Source organism: Klebsiella sp. 10, from assembly GCF_018223925.1.
In the GTDB taxonomy this organism is placed as follows: domain Bacteria; phylum Pseudomonadota; class Gammaproteobacteria; order Enterobacterales; family Enterobacteriaceae; genus Klebsiella; species Klebsiella pneumoniae.
On sequence record NZ_JAGRRB010000025.1, the window covers coordinates 78,781 to 100,277 of the forward strand.

Genomic DNA, 21,497 nt, shown 5'->3' on the forward strand with positions numbered 1-21,497 from the left:
GGAGAGAAGAAAGTGCAGCGAGCGCGTTGTTATCTGTTAGGTGAAACGGCGGTGGTCCTGGAGCTTGAGCCTCCGGTGACCCTGGAGAGCCAAAAACGTATCTGGGGCCTGACGCAGCGGTTGACCGATCGCGAAGAGGTGGTTGAAGTGATCCCGGGGATGAACAACATCACCGTTGTGCTGCGTCGTCCGCAGGAGATGGCGTGGGAGGCGATTGACAAGCTGCAGCGCTGGTGGGAAGAGAGCGATGCGCTGGAGCCGGAATCCCGTGAGATAAGTATCCCGGTTATCTACGGCGGCGAGGCGGGACCAGATCTTGGCGACGTCGCGCGCCATAGCGGTTTGAGCGAAAAGCAGGTGGTCGAACTGCACTCTTCGGTGGAGTATATGGTGTGGTTTCTGGGTTTCCAGCCGGGGTTTCCGTATTTTGGCGGCCTGCCGGAGCAGCTGGCGATGCCGCGTCGCGCCGAGCCGCGCGTACTGGTACCGGCGGGATCCGTCGGTATCGGCGGATCGCAAACCGGTATTTATCCGCTGGCGACGCCGGGCGGCTGGCAGCTGCTGGGGCGCACGCCGCTGGCATTATTCGATCCAAAACGTGAAGAGCCGGTGCTGCTGCGTTCCGGCGATCGCGTGCGCTTTGTGCCGCAGAAGGAGGGGGTATGTTGAAATTTATCCGCGCCGGCATGTATACCTCGGTACAGGATGGCGGCCGGGAAGGCCAGCGCCAGTGGGGGATTAGCCGCTGCGGCGCGCTGGATAAACCGGCGATGACCATTGCCAATCTGCTGGTGGGCAATGCGCCGGAGGCGGCGGCGCTGGAAATTACGCTGGGTCAGATCGATGTGCAGTTTACCCGCCACTGCTGGTTCGCGTTGACCGGCGCCGCCTGTGAAGCGACGCTCGACGGCGCGCCGGTCTGGTTGGGCTGGCGAATGGAGGCGAAGGCCGGGCAGCGGCTGGTGCTGAAAAATCCTCAGCATGGGATCCGCAGCTATCTGGCGGTCGCGGGCGGTATTGATGTCCCTGAAGTTTTAGGTTCCCGCTCTACCGATCTGAAAGTCGGTATCGGCGGAATCGAAGGGCGCCGGTTGCAGGATGGCGATCAAGTGAAGATTGGGAAATCGTCCCGCCGCTTTAGCGCCTCGCGCGGCGTTAAACAGCTGCCGATAGGCAATATTATTCGCGCGCTGCCGGGGCCGGAGTATCACGAATTCGACAGCGTGTCGCAGGAGTCTTTCTGGCGCTCGCCGTGGAAGCTGAGTCCGCAAAGCAACCGTATGGGCTACCGCCTGCAGGGGCAGCCGCTCAGGCGCACAACCGACCGGGAAATGCTCTCTCATGGCCTGCTGCCCGGCGTGGTACAGGTACCGCATAACGGCCAGCCGATTGTGTTGATGAACGATGCGCAAACCACCGGCGGCTATCCGCGTATAGCCTGCATTATTGAAGCCGATATGTACCAACTGGCGCAAATTCCGCTAGGTCAGCCGATCCATTTCACCCCCTGTTCGCTGGAGGAAGCGCTAAAAGCGCGCGCCGACCAGCAGCGCTACCTTGAACAACTGGCCTGGAGATTAAGCGATGAAAATTGATTTAAATGCCGACCTCGGCGAAGGCTGCGCCAGCGATAGCGCGCTGCTGCAGCTGGTCTCTTCCGCCAATATCGCCTGCGGCTTTCACGCCGGCGATGCGGTTCTTATGCAGCAATGCGTGCGCGAGGCGCTGAAAAACGGCGTCGCTATTGGCGCACACCCGAGCTTCCCGGACCGGGAAAATTTCGGTCGAACCGCGATGCAGTTACCGCCAGAGACGGTCTACGCCCAGGTGCTGTATCAAATTGGCGCGCTGGCGGCAATCGTACACGCCCAGGGGGGCGAGCTGCGGCACGTCAAACCGCATGGCATGTTGTACAACCAGGCGGCGAAAGAGCCGCCTTTGGCCGACGCTATCGCCCGTGCGGTGCGCGATGCCGACGCCGACCTGGTGCTGGTTGGGCTGGCGGGCAGCGAGCTTATCCGCGCCGGACAGCATTATCAGTTGACGACGCGCCAGGAAGTCTTCGCCGATCGCGGCTATCAGGCCGACGGCAGCCTGGTGCCGCGCAGCCAACCGGGCGCGCTGATTGAGAGCGAAGAGCAGGCGCTGGCGCAAACGCTGGAAATGGTGCAGCACAATCGGGTGCGCAGCCTGAGCGGCGAATGGGCGCATGTTAAGGCGGAAACGGTCTGCCTGCATGGCGATGGCGCTCACGCGCTCGATTTCGCCCGACGCTTGCGCGCCGCGTTTGCCGGGCGGAATATCGACGTCAGCGCGGACCTCGAGTAATAGTCCGCCTAAGTTATTAATAATAATTAAATCAAATAATTAACAACACTCACAATACTCACAACTGAACAGGACGTTATTATGCAAGAGGCGATATCCCTCTGGCCGCTAATCGGCATTGCCGTGATTGTGGTCGGTTTTGTATTACGCTTTAACCCGGTGCTGGTGGTGATTATCTCCGGGATCGTCACCGGCGTGGCGGCGCATATGCCAATAGCCACTATTCTGGAGAAACTGGGCGAGGGCTTCCTGAATACCCGTAATCTGCCGTTTATTCTGCTGCTGCCGCTGGCGGTGATCGGGCTGCTGGAGCGCCATGGTCTGAAAGAGCGGGCGCAGGCGTGGATCGCGAAGATCCATAGCGCGACCGCCGGACGTCTGCTGATCGTCTATCTGTTTGTGCGCGAAGCCACCGCCGCTCTGGGGTTGACCAGCCTCGGCGGACATCCGCAAATGGTGCGCCCGCTGCTGGCGCCGATGGCGGAGGGGGCGGCGGAAAAGCGCTTTGGCCCGCTGCCGGGCAATGTACGCTACCGCCTGCGCGCGATGTCGGCGGCAACCGATAACGTCGGGCTGTTCTTCGGCGAAGATATTTTTGTCGCCTTCGGCGCGATCATCTTCATGCACAACTTTATGCTGGAGTCGGGTGGGATCCAGACGGAACCGTTGCATATTGCCCTGTGGGGGATCCCGACGGCGATCTGCGCCTTTCTGATCCACGCCGCGCGCCTGTGGCGACTCGATCGCCATCTCCAGCGCGAGCTGGACCGGATAAACGCCGGACAGGCGAAAGGCGGTGCGGCATGAATTTCCAGCAAACCTATTTATACTGGCTGGCCGGCGCGGTACTGCTGGTCGTGGCTATCATGTCCTGGCGCGACAAAAGCAATCCGCGGCGTCTGACAACCGGTCTGTTCTGGGGCCTGTACGGGCTGGTGTTCTTGCTCGGCGACTGGACATATCAACTGGTGGGCGATAAGCGTACGGTGAATATCGCTGTCGGCGGGGTGGTGGTCGTCCTGGCGCTGATCGCCGGTTTTGGCGGCGTGCGCCTCGGCAGCTACCATCAGCGTACCCAGGAAGAGAAAACCGCCAGCGCGAAACGCCTCGGCAACAAACTTTTCTTTCCGGCGCTGGCGATTCCGGTCGTCACCGTCATTGGCGTACTGCTGTTTAACAATCTGCCCTCATGGCAGGTGGCGCTCTTCGGGCCGGGCAACCACGCGACGCTGATTACTCTGTTCTCGATGACTGTCGGTACGCTGATTGGCCTGGCGATGGCGATTCGTATGACGCATGAAACGGTGGCGCAGCCAATGCAGGAAGCGCGCCGTTTGCTTGATTCCGTCGGCTGGGCCTTTATCCTGCCGCAAATCCTCGCGGTGCTGGGGCTGCTGTTTACCGCAGCGGGCGTCGGAACCAGCATTTCATGGCTGACCGAGCACTATCTGGCGGTCGATAACCGCTTTATCGCCGTGGCTGTGTATGCCATCGGCATGGCGGTGCTGACAATGGTGATGGGCAACGCCTTTGCCGCTTTCCCGATTGTGACCGCCGGAGTTGGCATTCCGATTTTAGTCCTGCAGCACGGCGGCAATCCGGCGGTAATGGCGGCGATTGGTATGTTTTCCGGCTACTGCGGCACGCTGATGACGCCGATGGCGGCGAACTTCAATATTGTCCCGGCGGCGCTGCTGGAACTGCCGGATAAAAACGCGGTGATTAAAGCCCAGATACCGACCGGTATCCTGCTGCTTATCGTCAATGTATTCTTACTCTATTTCCTGATGTTCCTGTAAGGAGGGATGATGGCTGGCGTATTGATTACCGGTTTTGAGCCGTTCGGCGGCGAAACGGTTAACCCTTCATGGGAAGTGGTTAAGCAGCTGGATGGCATGATTATTCGCGGACAGCAGGTGGTGGCTAAACAATTACCCTGCGTATTCGGCGAAGCGCTGACGGTGCTGAAGGCGGCGCTGGAAACCTATCAACCGCGGCTGACGATTGCCGTCGGACAGGCCGGCGGCCGTGTCGATATTACCGTCGAACGTGTAGCGATCAATGTCGATGATGCGCGTATCCCCGACAATAAAGGCCAGCAACCGATCGACGAGCCGATCGTCGCTAATGGCCCTGCGGCCTGCTTCAGTACGCTACCGATCAAAGCGATCGTCAGCGCGCTGCGCCAGCAGGGGATCCCGGCCTCGGTGTCGCAAACCGCGGGCACCTTCGTCTGCAATCACGTGATGTATGGTTTGCTGCATCAGCTGCAGGGAAAACGCGGACAGAAGGGCGGTTTTATCCATATTCCGTATCTGCCTGAACAGGCGGCGGCCCACCCCGGCGAGGCGAGTATGTCGGTCGCGACGGTACGCGAGGCGCTGGAAACGGCGATTGCCGTCGCCCTTGAACAGGATGACGATGTCAAAATTGGCGGCGGCGCCACCCATTAACAGAAGGATGACAGTATGCCGGAAGGTCCGGAGATCCGCCGTGCGGCGGATAAACTGGAGGCGGCAATCAAAGGCGAACCCTTAACCAACGTCTGGTTCGCCTTTCCTCAGTTGCAACCCTATCAAACTCAGCTAACTGGTCAGCGGGTGACCCATATCGCCACCCGCGGCAAGGCCCTGTTAACCCACTTCTCCGGCGGATTGACCCTGTATAGCCATAACCAGCTGTACGGCGTCTGGCGTGTGGTGGATGCCGGCGTTGAGCCGCAATCGAACCGCGTACTGCGCGTCAGGCTGCAGACCGCCAGCAAGGCGATTTTGCTCTACAGCGCGTCGGACATTGATATCCTCACGGCGGAGCAGGTTGCCAACCATCCGTTCTTGCTGCGCGTCGGACCGGACGTGCTGGACATGACGTTAACCGCGGAGCAGGTGAAAGCGCGGCTGCTGTCGGCCAAATTCCGCAATCGTCAGTTTTCCGGCCTGCTGCTGGATCAGGCTTTTCTTGCCGGGCTCGGAAACTATCTGCGGGTGGAAATTCTCTGGCAGGTGGGATTAAGCGGTAAGCGTAAAGCCGCTGAACTGAGCGACAGTCAGCTGGATGCGCTGGCGCGCGAGCTGCTCGATATCCCGCGGCTGTCCTATCGTACTCGCGGTCTGGTGGATGACAACAAGCATCATGGCGCGCTGTTTCGCTTTAAGGTCTTCCATCGCGATGGGGAAAGGTGCGAACGCTGTGGGGGAATCATTGAGAAGACGACGCTCTCCTCGCGGCCATTTTACTGGTGTCCAGGATGCCAGCATTAAGCCGGCTGGCGGGCGATTTCAGCATGAAGCGCGTTATCAGGCATAAAAAAACGCGCCAGCAGGCGCGTTTTTATGATCCGGACAGTGAGATTAACGCTTAATGTCGGACTGGAAATCGCGTTTGGCGTAGCCGGTATACAGCTGACGCGGACGGGCGATCTTCATGCCATCGCTGTGCATTTCGTTCCAGTGCGCAATCCAGCCCACGGTACGCGCCATGGCGAAGATAACGGTAAACATGGAGGACGGAATACCCATCGCTTTCAGGATGATACCGGAGTAGAAGTCGACGTTCGGATACAGTTTCTTCTCGATGAAGTACGGGTCGTTCAGCGCGATATGCTCCAGCTCCATGGCCACCTGCAGCAGGTCGTCTTTGGTGCCCAGCTCTTTCAGCACTTCATGGCAGGTTTCACGCATCACGGTGGCGCGCGGATCGTAGTTTTTGTAAACACGATGGCCGAAGCCCATCAGGCGGAAAGAGTCATTCTTGTCTTTCGCACGACGAACAAATTCCGGAATGTGCTCAACGGAGCTGATCTCTTCCAGCATTTTCAGCGCCGCTTCGTTGGCGCCACCGTGTGCCGGTCCCCACAGGGAGGCGATGCCCGCAGCGATACAGGCGAACGGGTTAGCGCCGGAGGAGCCCGCGGTACGTACCGTGGAGGTCGACGCGTTCTGCTCGTGATCGGCGTGCAGGATCAGAATACGATCCATCGCGCGCTCCAGCACCGGATTGACTTCATACTCTTCGCACGGTGTCGCAAACATCATGCGCAGGAAGTTGCCGGCGTAGGAGAGGTCGTTGCGCGGATAAACAAACGGCTGGCCGATAGAATATTTGTAACACATGGCTGCCATGGTTGGCATTTTGGACAGCAGACGGTAGGCGGCAATCTCGCGGTGACGCGGGTTATTCACGTCGAGGGAATCATGATAGAACGCCGCCAGCGCGCCGGTGATCCCGCACATCACCGCCATCGGGTGGGAATCGCGACGGAACGCGTGGAACAGACGGGTGATCTGCTCATGAATCATGGTGTGGCGGGTGACGGTAGTTTTGAATTCGTCATATTCGGCCTGGGTCGGCTTTTCGCCGTACAGCAGGATATAACAGACTTCAAGATAATTAGATTCGGTCGCTAACTGGTCGATCGGGAAGCCGCGGTGCAGCAGGATCCCCTCGTCACCATCGATAAACGTAATTTTAGATTCACAAGAAGCCGTTGATGTGAAACCTGGGTCAAAGGTAAATACGCCTTTTGAACCAAGACTACGAATATCAATAACATCCTGACCGAGCGTGCCTTTTAGCACATCCAGTTCAATAGCAGTGTCACCACCCAGGGTGATTTTTGCTTTAGCATCAGACATTTATGGTCTCCTTAGCGCCTTTATTGCTTAAGACTGCCGGGTGGTGGATTTGCTTTCGGCCCGCGCCTGCATACGTTACCAGTTTGTTATGTTGCACACAGCTCTGCGTCAGCGAAAAGGGCAGGGTACAGAGCAACGGCGCTTGATGGCACGTCCTTCAGGGCTGCGGTGAAACAACAGCAAATCAGCGTTTTAGCAGTCCGAATATTAAAACCTATATACCACTAATAACTGTCCTGATTACATCGGTCAATACTGACACACTGTTACATAACTTATTCTCAGGTGAAAGAGTGACCCCATAACTTTTGAGCATTATTGCATTTAACTGGTAATGGTTGTAACAAGAATGTTTAATATTTGTCAAATCAGGTGATTAAAAATTAAAAAAATGTTGGTATCGTGACCTTGATCACTGTTCCGGAGAAAACCCAACAAACTATATGTAGGTTAATTGTAATGATTTTGTGAACGGCCTATACTGCGGCCAGGTCTCCGGAACACCCTGCAATCCCGAGCCACCCAGCGTTGTTTAGTGATGTTTTAATGCCTGAAAAGACGTTTTAACATGACTTCTGGTTATAGAAAGGACGCTGTCTGACCCGCAAGCAGACCGGAGGAAGGAAACAATAAGAACAGCATGTGGGCGTTATTCATGGTAAGAAATGTGAAAAAACAAAGACCTGTCAATCTGGATCTACAAACGATACGGTTCCCAATCACGGCGATAGCGTCCATTCTCCATCGCGTTTCCGGTGTCATCACCTTCGTGGCGGTCGGAATTCTGCTTTGGCTGCTGGGCACCAGCCTTTCCTCCCCAGAAGGTTTTCTGACGGCGGCCTCCATCATGGATAGCTTCTTTGTGAAGTTCATCATGTGGGGCATTCTCACCGCGCTGGCCTATCACGTCGTTGTCGGTATTCGCCATCTGATGATGGACTTTGGCTACCTGGACGAAACCCTCGAAGCAGGGAAACGTTCCGCCAAAATTTCTTTTGTTATTACTGTCGTGCTTTCACTTCTCGCAGGAGTCCTCGTATGGTAAGCAACGCCTCAGCACTGGGACGCAACGGCGTACATGACTTTATCCTGGTCCGTGCTACCGCCATCGTTCTGACCCTCTACATCATCTACATGGTTGGCTTCTTCGCCACCACCGGTGAAATCTCATGGGAAGTGTGGACCGGATTCTTTGCCTCCGGCTTCACTAAGGTCTTCACTCTGCTGGCTCTCGTTTCCATTCTCATCCATGCCTGGATCGGGATGTGGCAGGTGTTAACAGACTACGTTAAACCACTGGCTCTGCGCCTGGTTCTGCAACTGGCTATCGTTGTGGCGCTGGTGGCTTACGTTCTTTATGGATTTGTTGTGGTGTGGGGTGTGTAATGAAATTGCCAGTCAGAGAGTTTGATGCTGTTGTCATCGGTGCCGGCGGCGCAGGTATGCGCGCGGCGCTGCAAATTTCCCAGAGCGGACAGACTTGTGCACTGCTCTCCAAAGTGTTCCCTACCCGTTCCCATACCGTATCCGCGCAGGGTGGCATCACCGTCGCGCTCGGTAACTCCCATGAAGATAACTGGGAATGGCATATGTACGACACCGTAAAAGGGTCGGACTATATCGGCGACCAGGACGCCATCGAATACATGTGTAAGACCGGCCCGGAAGCGATTCTTGAGCTGGAGCACATGGGACTGCCGTTCTCTCGTCTTGACGATGGCCGTATTTATCAGCGCCCGTTTGGCGGCCAGTCGAAGAACTTCGGCGGCGAACAGGCGGCGCGTACCGCTGCGGCGGCTGACCGTACCGGTCACGCCCTGCTGCACACTCTGTATCAGCAGAACCTGAAAAACCACACCACTATCTTCTCCGAATGGTACGCCCTCGATCTGGTGAAAAACCAGGACGGCGCGGTAGTCGGTTGTACCGCCCTGTGCATCGAGACCGGCGAAGTGGTCTACTTTAAAGCCCGCGCCACCGTGCTGGCGACCGGCGGCGCAGGCCGTATCTATCAGTCCACCACCAACGCCCACATCAATACGGGTGACGGCGTCGGGATGGCCATCCGCGCCGGCGTGCCGGTGCAGGATATGGAAATGTGGCAGTTCCACCCGACCGGTATCGCCGGGGCTGGGGTTCTGGTTACCGAAGGTTGCCGCGGCGAAGGCGGTTACCTGCTGAACAAACACGGCGAACGCTTTATGGAGCGTTATGCCCCGAACGCTAAAGACCTTGCGGGCCGTGACGTGGTGGCGCGTTCCATCATGATCGAAATCCGCGAAGGCCGCGGCTGCGACGGTCCGTGGGGCCCGCACGCGAAACTGAAACTGGATCACCTCGGTAAAGAGGTTCTGGAATCTCGTCTGCCGGGTATCCTTGAACTTTCCCGTACCTTTGCCCACGTCGATCCGGTGAAAGAGCCGATCCCGGTTATCCCAACCTGTCACTACATGATGGGCGGTATCCCGACCAAAGTCACCGGCCAGGCGTTGACCGTGAATGAAAAGGGCGAAGACGTGGTGATCCCGGGCCTGTTCGCGGTAGGCGAAATCGCCTGCGTATCGGTCCACGGCGCCAACCGTCTGGGCGGCAACTCGCTGCTCGACCTGGTGGTCTTCGGCCGCGCGGCGGGCCTGCATCTGCAGGAATCCATTGCCGAGCAGGGCACGCTGCGCGACGCTAGCGAATCCGATATCGAAGGCTCGCTGGATCGCCTCAACCGCTGGAACAACACCCGCTCTGGTGAAGATCCGGTGGCGATTCGTAAAGCGCTGCAGGAATGTATGCAGCATAACTTCTCGGTGTTCCGCGAAGGCGATGCGATGCACAAAGGTCTGGAGCAACTGAAAGTGATCCGCGAGCGCCTGAAAAACGCCCGTCTCGACGATACCTCCAGCGAGTTCAACACCCAGCGCGTTGAGTGCCTGGAGCTGGATAACCTGATGGAAACCGCCTACGCGACCGCCGTATCCGCTAACTTCCGTACCGAGAGCCGTGGCGCCCACAGCCGCTTCGACTTCCCGGATCGTGATGATGAAAACTGGCTGTGCCATTCCCTGTACCTGCCAGAGTCGGAATCCATGACGCGTCGTAGCGTCAATATGGAACCGAAACTGCGTCCGGCATTCCCGCCGAAGATTCGTACTTACTAATGCGGAGACAGGAAAATGAAACTCGAGTTTTCAATTTATCGCTATAACCCGGATGTTGACGACGCTCCGCACATGCAGGATTACACCCTTGAAGCGGAAGAAGGTCGCGACATGATGCTGCTGGATGCGCTGATCCAGCTGAAAGAAAAAGATCCGTCGCTGTCGTTCCGCCGCTCCTGCCGTGAAGGGGTCTGCGGGTCCGATGGTCTGAACATGAACGGGAAAAACGGTTTGGCGTGCATCACGCCGATCTCCGCGCTGAATCAGCCGGGCAAGAAGATTGTTATCCGTCCGCTGCCAGGATTACCGGTTATCCGTGATTTGGTGGTGGACATGGGGCAATTCTATGCACAATATGAGAAGATTAAGCCTTACTTGTTGAATAATGGGCAAAATCCTCCGGCTCGCGAGCATCTGCAGATGCCTGAGCAGCGTGAGAAACTCGACGGGCTGTACGAGTGTATTCTGTGCGCCTGCTGTTCGACCTCGTGCCCGTCGTTCTGGTGGAACCCGGACAAGTTCATCGGCCCGGCTGGCCTGCTGGCCGCGTATCGGTTCCTGATCGACAGTCGCGATACCGAAACCAGCGAGCGCCTGGACGGCCTGAGCGATGCTTTCAGCGTATTCCGCTGTCACAGCATTATGAACTGCGTCAGTGTGTGTCCGAAGGGGCTGAACCCGACGCGCGCCATCGGCCATATTAAGTCGATGCTGCTGCAGCGCAGCGCGTAAGCAACACGGTCTGTCCCGGATGGCGCTAGCGCTTATCCGGGCTACCAAAGCAGTAGCCCCGGCAAGCGTTAGCGCCGCCGGGGGATATAGCAGGAAATCTTTAAAAACCGCCACAAGATGTACCAGTAATCGAGGCGTTCAGTGCGAGGTAAGGCGGCAACTGAGCGCATCCCCGGGAGCATAGTGAACTATGTGACCGGGGTAAGCGAAGGCAGCCAACGCAACCGCAGCCTGAACGCTGAAGATTAATGGCAGTTTTTAAAGGTTCCTTAGCGGATAGAAACCACAACTCGTCCGCAACAAGTGAACCCCGGCACGTGCACTCGGTGTGCGTGGTAGTTTCTACGGCGAAATAAGCATATGAATGCTTAAGGGATCACGATGCAGAACGGCGCAATGAAAGCCTGGCTGGACTCTTCTTACCTCTCTGGTTCGAACCAGAGCTGGATAGAACAGCTCTATGAAGACTTCTTAACCGATCCTGACTCTGTTGACGCCAACTGGCGTTCAATGTTCCAGCAGTTACCTGGCACCGGAGTTAAACCGGATCAATTTCATTCCAAAACGCGTGATTATTTCCGTCGACTGGCGAAGGATGCCTCACGTTACACTTCTTCGATTTCCGACCCAGACACCAATGTGAAGCAGGTTAAAGTCCTGCAGCTCATCAACGCATACCGTTTCCGTGGCCACCAGCATGCGAATCTCGATCCGCTGGGGCTGTGGAAGCAAGAGAGAGTGGCGGATCTCGATCCGGCCTACCACGATCTGACCGAGGCCGATTTCCAGGAAAGCTATAACGTAGGTTCATTTGCCATCGGTAAAGACACGATGAAGCTGGGCGAGCTGATTGCCGCCCTCAAGCAAACCTACTGCGGCTCCATCGGCGCGGAATACATGCATATCACCTCTACCGAAGAAAAACGCTGGATCCAGCAGCGCATTGAATCGGTAGCTGGCAAAGCGAGCTTTACCGCGGAAGAGAAAAAACGCTTCCTCAGCGAACTGACCGCCGCGGAAGGTCTGGAGCGCTACCTCGGCGCCAAATTCCCGGGGGCGAAGCGCTTCTCGCTGGAGGGTGGCGACGCCCTGATCCCGATGCTCAAAGAGATGATCCGCCATGCAGGCAAAAGCGGCACCCGCGAAGTGGTGCTGGGCATGGCGCACCGCGGCCGTCTGAACGTGCTGGTCAACGTGCTGGGTAAAAAACCGCAGGACCTGTTCGACGAGTTCGCGGGCAAACATAAAGAACACCTCGGCACCGGCGACGTGAAGTACCACATGGGCTTCTCTTCCGATATGGAAACCGAAGGCGGTCTGGTGCACCTGGCGCTGGCGTTTAACCCGTCGCACCTCGAGATCGTCAGCCCGGTGGTTATCGGTTCCGTACGCGCCCGTCTGGATCGTCTGGACGAGCCAAGCAGCAACAAAGTTCTGCCTATTACCATCCACGGCGACGCCGCCGTCACCGGCCAGGGCGTGGTTCAGGAAACTCTGAACATGTCCAAAGCCCGCGGTTACGAAGTGGGCGGTACCGTGCGCATCGTTATCAACAACCAGGTGGGCTTCACGACCTCTAACCCGCTGGATGCGCGCTCAACGCCGTACTGCACCGACATCGGTAAAATGGTGCAGGCGCCGATTTTCCACGTCAATGCGGACGATCCGGAAGCGGTCGCCTTCGTCACCCGTCTGGCGCTTGATTTCCGCAATACCTTTAAACGCGATGTCTTCATTGACCTGGTGTGCTACCGCCGTCACGGCCACAACGAAGCCGATGAGCCGAGCGCAACCCAGCCGCTGATGTATCAGAAGATCAAAAAGCATCCGACTCCGCGCAAAATCTATGCTGACAAGCTGGAGCAGGAGAAGGTGGCGACTCTGGAAGATGCGACCGAGCAGGTTAACCTCTATCGCGATGCGCTGGATGCCGGCGAATGCGTGGTGCAGGAATGGCGTCCGATGAATATGCATTCCTTTACCTGGTCGCCGTACCTCAACCACGAGTGGGACGAGAGCTATCCGGATAAAGTTGAGCCAAAACGTCTGCAGGAGTTGGCCAAACGCATCAGCACGGTACCGGAAGGTATCGAAATGCAGTCCCGCGTGGCGAAAATTTACGCCGACCGCCAGGCGATGGCGGCAGGCGAGAAGCTGTTTGACTGGGGCGGTGCCGAAAACCTGGCCTACGCCACGCTGGTTGACGAAGGTATTCCGGTTCGTCTGTCCGGCGAAGACTCCGGCCGCGGCACCTTCTTCCACCGTCATGCGGTGATCCATAACCAGACCAATGGTTCAACCTACACGCCGCTGCAGCATGTCCATAACGGCCAGGGCCAGTTCCGCGTTTGGGACTCGGTACTGTCTGAAGAAGCGGTGCTGGCGTTCGAATATGGTTACGCCACCGCCGAGCCGCGCACTCTGACCATCTGGGAAGCGCAGTTTGGCGACTTCGCCAACGGTGCGCAGGTGGTGATCGACCAGTTCATCTCCTCCGGTGAGCAGAAGTGGGGAAGGATGTGCGGCCTGGTGATGCTCCTGCCGCACGGTTACGAAGGCCAGGGCCCGGAGCACTCCTCCGCGCGTCTGGAGCGTTATCTGCAGCTGTGCGCTGAACAAAACATGCAGGTCTGCGTGCCGTCCACGCCGGCACAGGTTTATCACATGCTGCGTCGCCAGGCGCTGCGCGGTATGCGTCGTCCGCTGGTGGTGATGTCGCCGAAGTCGCTGCTGCGTCATCCGCTGGCGGTCTCCAGCATGGATGAGCTGGCGAACGGCACTTTCCTGCCGGCTATTGGTGAAATCGATCAACTTGATCCGCAGGCTGTGAAGCGCGTTGTGCTGTGCTCTGGTAAGGTTTACTACGACCTGCTGGAACAGCGCCGCAAAAACGAGCAAAAAGATGTCGCTATCGTTCGTATCGAGCAGCTCTATCCGTTCCCGCATCAGGCGGTGCAGGAAGCGCTGAAAGCGTATGCGCACGTGCATGATTTTGTCTGGTGCCAGGAAGAGCCGCTCAACCAGGGCGCATGGTACTGCAGCCAGCATCACTTCCGTGAAGTGATTCCGTTTGGGGCCTCTCTGCGTTATGCAGGCCGCCCGGCCTCCGCCTCTCCGGCGGTAGGGTATATGTCCGTTCACCAGAAACAGCAACAAGATCTGGTCAATGACGCGCTGAACGTCGATTAATTAAAGGATACACAATGAGTAGCGTAGATATTCTGGTTCCCGACCTGCCTGAGTCCGTAGCTGACGCAACCGTCGCCACCTGGCACAAAAAACCGGGCGACGCGGTCGTCCGTGACGAAGTTCTGGTCGAAATCGAAACTGACAAAGTGGTACTGGAAGTACCGGCATCAGCGGACGGCATTCTGGATGCAGTGCTGGAAGACGAGGGCGCCACCGTCCTGTCTCGCCAGATCCTTGGCCGCCTGCGCGAAGGCAACAGCGCAGGTAAAGAAAGCAGCGAGAAAGCCGATGCGAAAGCGTCCACTCCGGCGCAGCGTCAGCAGGCCTCTCTGGAAGAGCAGAACAACGACGCGCTGAGCCCGGCGATCCGTCGCCTGCTGGCTGAACACAACCTTGACCCAGCGGCCATCAAAGGCACTGGCGTCGGCGGCCGTCTGACCCGCGAAGACGTTGAGAAACATCTGGCGAAAGCCCCGGCGCCGGCAGAAGCCAAAGCGCCAGCCGCCGCCCCGGCAGCCGCGCCGGCGCCGCAGCTGGGCCACCGTTCGGAAAAACGCGTCCCGATGACCCGCCTGCGTAAACGCGTAGCCGAACGTCTGCTGGAAGCGAAAAACTCTACCGCCATGCTGACGACCTTTAACGAAGTCAACATGAAGCCCATCATGGATCTGCGTAAGCAGTACGGTGAGGCGTTCGAAAAACGTCATGGCATCCGCCTGGGCTTTATGTCCTTCTACGTGAAAGCGGTAGTGGAAGCGCTGAAACGCTATCCGGAAGTGAACGCTTCCATCGATGGCGACGACGTGGTGTACCACAACTACTTCGACGTCAGCATGGCCGTATCCACTCCGCGCGGTCTGGTCACCCCGGTTCTGCGTGACGTCGACCTGCTGGGCATGGCGGATATCGAAAAGAATATCAAAGAGCTGGCAGTGAAAGGCCGCGACGGCAAGCTGACCGTAGACGACCTGACCGGCGGTAACTTCACTATTACCAACGGCGGCGTCTTCGGCTCCCTGATGTCCACGCCGATCATCAACCCACCGCAGAGCGCTATTCTGGGTATGCATGCCATTAAAGACCGTCCGATGGCGGTCAATGGCAAGGTAGAGATCCTGCCGATGATGTACCTGGCGCTCTCCTATGACCACCGTCTGATCGACGGACGTGAATCGGTAGGCTTCCTGGTGGCGATTAAAGAGCTGCTGGAAGATCCGACCCGTCTGCTGCTGGACGTGTAGTCAGCAAGCGTATTACCTACCGTAGGCCGGATAACACGCGTTAGCGCCGTTATCAGGCCTACAGGTTTAAAGATAATTACACCCTGAAGGATGGACTGAACACATGAACTTACATGAATATCAGGCAAAACAACTTTTTGCCCGCTATGGCTTACCGGCGCCGGTGGGTTATGCCTGTACTACTCCGCGTGAAGCAGAAGAAGCCGCTTCAAAAATCGGCGCGGGTCCGTGGGTAGTGAAATGTCAGGTTCACGCTGGTGGCCGCGGCAAAGCGGGCGGTGTGAAAGTAGTTAAGAGCAAAGAAGAGATCCGCGCATTTGCCGAGCACTGGCTGGGCAAACGTCTGGTGACCTATCAAACAGATGCGAACGGCCAGCCGGTTAACCAGATCCTGGTTGAAGCGGCGACCGATATTGACAAAGAGCTGTACCTGGGCGCGGTTGTTGACCGTAGCTCCCGTCGCGTGGTGTTCATGGCGTCTACCGAAGGCGGCGTGGAAATCGAGAAAGTGGCGGAAGAGACCCCGCACCTGATCCACAAGATCGCCATCGATCCGCTGGCGGGCCCGATGCCTTACCAGGGTCGTGAACTGGCGTTCAAACTGGGTCTGGAAGGTAAACAGGTTCAGCAGTTCACCAAGATTTTCATGGGTCTGGCGACCATTTTCCTTGAGCGCGACCTGGCGCTGATCGAGATCAACCCGCTGGTGATCACCAAGCAGGGCGACCTGATCTGCCTCGACGGCAAACTGGGCGCTGACGGCAACGCGCTGTTCCGCCAGCCGGATCTGCGCGAAATGCGCGATCAGTCTCAGGAAGACCCACGTGAAGCGCAGGCGGCGCAGTGGGAACTGAACTACGTCGCGCTGGACGGCAACATCGGCTGCATGGTTAACGGCGCAGGCCTGGCGATGGGTACCATGGACATCGTTAAGCTGCACGGCGGCGAACCGGCTAACTTCCTCGACGTAGGCGGCGGCGCGACCAAAGAGCGCGTGACCGAAGCGTTCAAAATCATCCTCTCTGACGACAACGTTAAAGCGGTGCTGGTTAATATCTTCGGCGGCATCGTGCGTTGCGACCTGATCGCTGACGGCATCATCGGCGCGGTAGCGGAAGTAGGGGTTAACGTTCCGGTTGTGGTTCGTCTGGAAGGTAACAACGCCGAACTGGGCGCGAAAAAACTGGCTGACAGCGGCCTGAATATTATTGCAGCGAAAAGTCTGACGGACGCAGCACAGCAGGTTGTTGCCGCAGTGGAGGGGAAATAATGTCAGTTTTAATTAATAAAGATACCAAGGTTATCTGCCAGGGCTTCACCGGTAGCCAGGGGACCTTCCACTCTGAACAAGCGATCGCTTACGGTACGCAAATGGTTGGCGGCGTGACGCCAGGCAAAGGCGGCACCACTCACCTGGGCCTGCCGGTGTTCAACACCGTGCGCGAAGCCGTTGAAGCGACCGGCGCGACCGCGACCGTGATCTACGTTCCGGCGCCGTTCTGCAAAGATTCCATCCTGGAAGCGATCGACGCGGGCATTAAGCTTATCATCACCATCACCGAAGGTATCCCAACGCTGGATATGCTGACCGTGAAGGTGAAGCTGGACGAAGCGGGCGTGCGTATGATCGGCCCGAACTGCCCGGGCGTTATCACTCCGGGCGAGTGCAAAATCGGCATCATGCCGGGTCACATTCACAAGCCGGGTAAAGTGGGCATCGTTTCCCGTTCCGGCACCCTGACCTATGAAGCGGTTAAGCAGACCACCGACTACGGCTTCGGCCAGTCTACCTGCGTCGGTATCGGCGGCGACCCGATCCCGGGCTCCAACTTCATCGATATCCTGAAGATGTTCGAGGAAGATCCGCAGACCGAAGCGATCGTCATGATCGGTGAGATCGGCGGCAGCGCGGAAGAAGAAGCGGCTGCTTATATTAAAGATCATGTCACTAAGCCGGTTGTCGGCTACATCGCGGGCGTTACCGCGCCGAAAGGCAAGCGTATGGGCCACGCGGGCGCTATCATCGCCGGCGGTAAAGGTACAGCGGATGAGAAATTCGCAGCGCTGGAAGCGGCGGGTGTGAAAACTGTTCGCAGCCTGGCCGACATCGGCGAAGCGCTGAAAGCTATTATCAAGTAAACCCTCTCTGCTTGTCCGCAAGCAGAAATCTGTCCGATTTCGACATGGTTGGCCACCGTCAGGTGGCCTTTTTTGTGACCGTTATCCCGTCTCGTCAGAACCGCAGCGCCAACAACGAATTGATTTTCTGCGAAAAGCCCTATCTATCATATTGATTTAATTTATTATTTAATAAGTATTTTCGATGCGCTGTAGTGGCTAAAAAAATATACCCCGGGTGTACCGTAGGGAAACAAAAGCGGCAGCGAAAAAGCGTGGGGCAGGGGATAAGGAAGCAGATAAAATACTGTGAGCGGTCTAACATTATTCGGATCGGTTCCTTTTTTTTGTTTTTTTTCCACGACGTTAAATAATATTACCTATGATTCTCATATCTCTCTTTTTAGTAACTGGAAAAGCCATAGTTTAAACACTTAATTAACATTAAGTTCACCAATATTCTTTATTGGGCTACATAATTAACACATAGAGTAAAAATTGATTTATATCAATACTTAATCCTTGGAAAAATCCCTCAAAAAACGTTAAATTGTCTCAAGTCAAATTGGCTGAATTCAGCCATCTTCACTATATATTGATCACCGTCGAAAAATGTAAAACTGGAACAATAAAAACATATTTATTGTAAGGTTATTGCGGCGTAATATATTGGGGAATCAATTGGGTTTTTCGTTAACGTATTTGTAACCTTACCCTGGCATGGTTTTACCTTCGATTGAAACCTGCTGTGGACGGGCGACAAATAAATTTGTATTGGGGCATGCGTATGAGCCAGAGCTTCTCGGTTCATTTTCGGAGTCTTCATGCGATGAGCAAGGAGTCATGATGTTAGATATAGTCGAACTGTCGCGCTTACAGTTTGCCTTGACCGCGATGTACCACTTCCTGTTTGTGCCGCTAACGCTCGGTATGGCGTTCCTGCTGGCCATCATGGAAACGGTCTACGTCCTTTCCGGCAAACAGATTTATAAAGATATGACCAAATTCTGGGGCAAGTTGTTTGGTATCAACTTCGCGCTGGGTGTGGCGACCGGTCTGACCATGGAGTTCCAGTTCGGGACTAACTGGTCGTATTACTCACACTACGTGGGCGATATCTTTGGTGCGCCGCTGGCCATTGAAGGTCTGATGGCCTTCTTCCTCGAATCCACCTTTGTAGGTCTGTTCTTCTTCGGTTGGGATCGTCTGGGCAAAGTTCAGCACATGGCCGTCACCTGGCTGGTTGCGCTGGGTTCCAACCTCTCCGCGCTGTGGATCCTTGTCGCCAACGGCTGGATGCAGAACCCTATCGCATCGGACTTCAACTTCGAAACCATGCGTATGGAGATGGTCAGCTTCTCTGAACTGGTGCTCAACCCGGTCGCCCAGGTGAAATTCGTTCACACTGTGGCGTCGGGCTATGTCACCGGCGCGATGTTCATCCTGGCGATTAGCTCCTGGTACATGCTGAAAGGTCGCGACTTCGCCTTTGCCAAGCGCTCCTTTGCCATCGCAGCCAGCTTCGGTATGGCGGCGATCCTCTCCGTTATTGTGCTGGGTGACGAATCCGGTTACGAAATGGGTGACGTGCAGAAAACCAAACTGGCGGCTATCGAAGCAGAGTGGGAAACCCAGCCTGCGCCAGCGGCCTTCACCCTGTTTGGTATTCCCGATCAGAATGCGCAGACCAACCACTTTGCGATCCAGATCCCCTACGCGCTGGGCATCATTGCTACCCGCTCGGTGGACAAGCCGGTTATCGGCCTCAAGGATCTGATGGTTCAGCACGAAGAGCGTATCCGTAACGGCATGAAAGCCTACGCGCTGCTGGAACAGCTGCGCGCCGGTTCAACCGATCAGGCCGTGCGTGACCAGTTCAATAACGTGAAGAAGGACCTCGGTTATGGCCTGCTGTTGAAGCGCTATACCCCGAACGTCGCTGACGCCACGGAAGAGCAGATCGCCAAAGCGACCAAAGACTCCATTCCAAGCGTCGCACCGCTGTACTTCGCCTTCCGTATCATGGTGGCGTGCGGCATCCTGATGCTGCTGATTATAGGCGCCTCCTTCTGGAGCGTGATCCGTAACCGCATCGGCGAGAAAAAATGGCTGCTGCGCGCCGCATTCTACGGCCTGCCGCTGCCGTGGATTGCCGTGGAGTCGGGCTGGTTTGTTGCCGAATACGGCCGTCAGCCGTGGGCGATTGGTGAGGTCCTGCCGACGGCGGTGGCTAACTCATCATTAACCGCGGGCGATCTGATCTTCTCAATGTTGCTGATCTGCGGTCTGTACACGCTGTTCCTGGTGGCTGAACTGTTCCTGATGTTCAAGTTTGCCCGCAAAGGACCTAGCAGCCTGAAAACCGGCCGCTATCACTTTGAACAGTCCTCTGCGGCTATTCAGTCGGCACGCTAAGACAGGAGTCGTCAAATGATCGATTATGAAGTATTGCGTTTTATCTGGTGGCTGCTGATTGGCATTCTGCTGATTGGTTTTGCCGTCGCCGACGGGTTCGACATGGGGGTGGGCATGCTCACCCGCTTCCTCGGCCGCAACGACACCGAGCGTCGGATTATGATCAACGCCATCGCCCCGCACTGGGACGGTAACCAGGTGTGGCTTATCACCGCCGGCGGCGCGCTGTTCGCTGCCTGGCCGATGGTTTACGCCGCGGCGTTCTCTGGCTTCTATGTGGCGATGATTCTGGTGCTGGCCTCGCTGTTCTTCCGTCCGGTCGGTTTTGACTACCGTTCCAAGATCGAGGACACCCGCTGGCGCAACATGTGGGACTGGGGCATCTTCATCGGTAGCTTTGTGCCGCCGCTGGTGATTGGCGTGGCCTTTGGCAACCTGCTGCAGGGCGTGCCGTTCCACGTCGATGAATACCTGCGTCTGTTCTATACCGGTAACTTCTTCCAGTTGCTGAACCCGTTTGGTCTGCTGGCCGGTATCGTCAGCGTGGCGATGATCCTGACTCAGGGCGCCACCTACCTGCAGATGCGTACCGTAGGCGAACTGCACCTGCGTACTCGCACCGTTTCCATGGTGGCGGCGCTGGTGACGCTGGTCTGCTTCGCGCTGGCGGGCGTGTGGGTCTACTACGGCATCGACGGCTATGTGGTGAAATCGGTGATTGACCATACCGGCCCGTCTAACCCGCTGACCAAGGAAGTGGTGCGGGAAGCTGGCGCGTGGATGGTGAACTTTAACAATATGCCAGCGCTGTGGGCGGTGCCTGCCCTGGGCGTGGTGTTGCCGCTGCTGACCGTCGTTTCGACCAAAGCGGATAAAGGTGCCTGGGCATTCCTGTTCTCCTCGCTGACCCTGGCCTGCATCATTCTGACTGCCGGTATCGCGATGTTCCCGTTCATCATGCCGTCCAGCACCATGCTGAACGCCAGCCTGACGATGTGGGACGCGACCTCCAGTCAGCGGACGCTGAACCTGATGACCTACGTGGCGATTGTTTTCGTGCCGATCATTCTGGCCTACACCAGCTGGTGTTACTGGAAGATGTTTGGCCGCATCACGCGCGAAGACATCGAAAAGAATACCCACTCGCTGTACTAAGGTAAGGAGCTATATATGTGGTACTTCGCATGGATTTTGGGAACGCTTCTTGCCTGTGCTTTTGGGGTCATTACCGCGCTGGCGCTTGAGCACGTGGAAGCCACCAAAGCCGGGAAGAAAGAAGAAATCTGATGAAATTTATCGCTACTCTGTACGCGATAATGGACAAGCGCCCGCTCCGGGCGCTTTCCTTATTGATGGCGCTGCTGCTGGCTGGCTGCATTTTCTGGGATCCGTCGCGCTTTGCGGCGAAGACCAGCGAGCTGGAAATCTGGCATGGTTTCTTGCTGATGTGGGCGGTTTGCAGCGGCGTTATTCACGGCGTGGGCTTTCGCCCGCGTGCCGTTCACTGGCAGGGGATTTTTTGTCCGCTTATCGCTGATATCGTGCTCGCTTTAGGTCTCTTCTTTTTCTTCTTTTGAATAAGAGATCTCTGTTAATGCTATGGGCTTGCATAAGCCCATAAAAATTTACGCCCCGTTTACTTTCCCCCATTCCAAACCACCTTTCCCGCGCGTATAGTAGCGAAGTTT

The 21,497-nt window shown here is 56.7% G+C and carries 20 protein-coding genes; 19 read left to right on the forward strand and 1 reads right to left on the reverse strand.

The window, feature by feature from the left end:
• Positions 1-12: 12 nt before the first annotated feature.
• From pxpB to nei, 7 genes are all read left to right on the forward strand, one after another.
• Positions 13-669 carry a 5-oxoprolinase subunit PxpB gene (pxpB, locus tag KHQ26_RS24400; protein ID WP_004176857.1) on the forward strand — a complete coding sequence of 219 codons (657 nt, stop codon included), beginning with the start codon at positions 13-15 and terminating at the stop codon, positions 667-669.
• Positions 663-1,595, forward strand: a complete 933-nt coding sequence (gene pxpC / locus KHQ26_RS24405; RefSeq protein ID WP_004214455.1) for a 5-oxoprolinase subunit PxpC — start codon at positions 663-665, stop codon at positions 1,593-1,595. The genes pxpB and pxpC overlap by 7 nt, the downstream gene beginning before the upstream one ends.
• On the forward strand, positions 1,585-2,328 hold the full coding sequence (pxpA, locus tag KHQ26_RS24410; protein WP_004176856.1) for a 5-oxoprolinase subunit PxpA: 744 nt from the start codon (positions 1,585-1,587) through the stop codon (positions 2,326-2,328). The genes pxpC and pxpA overlap by 11 nt, the downstream gene beginning before the upstream one ends.
• An 81-nt stretch (positions 2,329-2,409) precedes the next feature.
• Positions 2,410-3,135 carry a DUF969 domain-containing protein gene (locus KHQ26_RS24415; RefSeq protein WP_002894928.1) on the forward strand — a complete coding sequence of 242 codons (726 nt, stop codon included), beginning with the start codon at positions 2,410-2,412 and terminating at the stop codon, positions 3,133-3,135.
• Positions 3,132-4,127 (forward strand): DUF979 domain-containing protein, encoded by a 996-nt coding sequence (locus tag KHQ26_RS24420; protein WP_004176855.1) that lies wholly within the window; start codon positions 3,132-3,134, stop codon positions 4,125-4,127. The genes KHQ26_RS24415 and KHQ26_RS24420 overlap by 4 nt, the downstream gene beginning before the upstream one ends.
• 9 nt (positions 4,128-4,136) lie before the next feature.
• Complete coding sequence (gene pcp, locus KHQ26_RS24425) at positions 4,137-4,781, forward strand: pyroglutamyl-peptidase I (RefSeq protein ID WP_020803664.1); 645 nt, start codon at positions 4,137-4,139, stop codon at positions 4,779-4,781.
• 15 nt (positions 4,782-4,796) lie between these two features.
• Positions 4,797-5,588: an endonuclease VIII gene (nei, locus tag KHQ26_RS24430; RefSeq protein ID WP_020803670.1), complete on the forward strand. Its 792-nt coding sequence runs from the start codon at positions 4,797-4,799 to the stop codon at positions 5,586-5,588.
• Between the two features lie 90 nt (positions 5,589-5,678).
• On the opposite strand, the gene gltA is transcribed toward nei, so the two are convergent.
• Complete coding sequence (gltA, locus tag KHQ26_RS24435) at positions 5,679-6,962, reverse strand: citrate synthase (protein WP_002894943.1); 1,284 nt, start codon at positions 6,960-6,962, stop codon at positions 5,679-5,681.
• Positions 6,963-7,602: 640 nt separating this feature from the next.
• On the opposite strand from gltA, the gene sdhC reads away from it, so the two are divergent.
• The 12 genes from sdhC to ybgE all read left to right on the forward strand — a co-directional run bounded on the left by sdhC (position 7,603) and on the right by ybgE (position 21,386).
• The gene (gene sdhC, locus KHQ26_RS24440) at positions 7,603-8,007 is read left to right on the forward strand and encodes a succinate dehydrogenase cytochrome b556 subunit (protein ID WP_004142216.1); all 405 of its coding nucleotides are present in this window, start codon (positions 7,603-7,605) and stop codon (positions 8,005-8,007) included.
• On the forward strand, positions 8,001-8,348 hold the full coding sequence (sdhD, locus tag KHQ26_RS24445) for a succinate dehydrogenase membrane anchor subunit (protein ID WP_002894949.1): 348 nt from the start codon (positions 8,001-8,003) through the stop codon (positions 8,346-8,348). Before sdhC ends, sdhD begins: the two co-directional genes overlap by 7 nt.
• On the forward strand, positions 8,348-10,114 hold the full coding sequence (gene sdhA, locus KHQ26_RS24450) for a succinate dehydrogenase flavoprotein subunit (protein ID WP_004179067.1): 1,767 nt from the start codon (positions 8,348-8,350) through the stop codon (positions 10,112-10,114). The genes sdhD and sdhA overlap by 1 nt, the downstream gene beginning before the upstream one ends.
• A gap of 15 nt (positions 10,115-10,129) precedes the next feature.
• On the forward strand, positions 10,130-10,846 hold the full coding sequence (gene sdhB, locus KHQ26_RS24455; protein WP_002894954.1) for a succinate dehydrogenase iron-sulfur subunit SdhB: 717 nt from the start codon (positions 10,130-10,132) through the stop codon (positions 10,844-10,846).
• A 381-nt stretch (positions 10,847-11,227) separates the two neighbouring features.
• Entirely contained in the window at positions 11,228-14,035 is a 2,808-nt protein-coding gene (sucA, locus tag KHQ26_RS24460; RefSeq protein ID WP_004147623.1) for a 2-oxoglutarate dehydrogenase E1 component, read from the forward strand.
• Between the two features lie 14 nt (positions 14,036-14,049).
• Positions 14,050-15,276 carry a 2-oxoglutarate dehydrogenase complex dihydrolipoyllysine-residue succinyltransferase gene (odhB, locus tag KHQ26_RS24465; protein ID WP_004142209.1) on the forward strand — a complete coding sequence of 409 codons (1,227 nt, stop codon included), beginning with the start codon at positions 14,050-14,052 and terminating at the stop codon, positions 15,274-15,276.
• Between the two features lie 103 nt (positions 15,277-15,379).
• Entirely contained in the window at positions 15,380-16,546 is a 1,167-nt protein-coding gene (gene sucC, locus KHQ26_RS24470; protein WP_002895039.1) for an ADP-forming succinate--CoA ligase subunit beta, read from the forward strand.
• Positions 16,546-17,415 (forward strand): succinate--CoA ligase subunit alpha, encoded by an 870-nt coding sequence (sucD, locus tag KHQ26_RS24475; protein WP_002895043.1) that lies wholly within the window; start codon positions 16,546-16,548, stop codon positions 17,413-17,415. Before sucC ends, sucD begins: the two co-directional genes overlap by 1 nt.
• A gap of 825 nt (positions 17,416-18,240) precedes the next feature.
• The gene (gene cydA, locus KHQ26_RS24480; protein ID WP_002895047.1) at positions 18,241-19,809 is read left to right on the forward strand and encodes a cytochrome ubiquinol oxidase subunit I; all 1,569 of its coding nucleotides are present in this window, start codon (positions 18,241-18,243) and stop codon (positions 19,807-19,809) included.
• Between the two features lie 15 nt (positions 19,810-19,824).
• Positions 19,825-20,964 carry a cytochrome d ubiquinol oxidase subunit II gene (gene cydB / locus KHQ26_RS24485; RefSeq protein WP_002895049.1) on the forward strand — a complete coding sequence of 380 codons (1,140 nt, stop codon included), beginning with the start codon at positions 19,825-19,827 and terminating at the stop codon, positions 20,962-20,964.
• Positions 20,965-20,979: 15 nt separating this feature from the next.
• Entirely contained in the window at positions 20,980-21,096 is a 117-nt protein-coding gene (gene cydX / locus KHQ26_RS24490; RefSeq protein ID WP_002895051.1) for a cytochrome bd-I oxidase subunit CydX, read from the forward strand.
• Entirely contained in the window at positions 21,096-21,386 is a 291-nt protein-coding gene (ybgE, locus tag KHQ26_RS24495) for a cyd operon protein YbgE (RefSeq protein WP_002895053.1), read from the forward strand. The genes cydX and ybgE overlap by 1 nt, the downstream gene beginning before the upstream one ends.
• Positions 21,387-21,497: the final 111 nt, after the last annotated feature.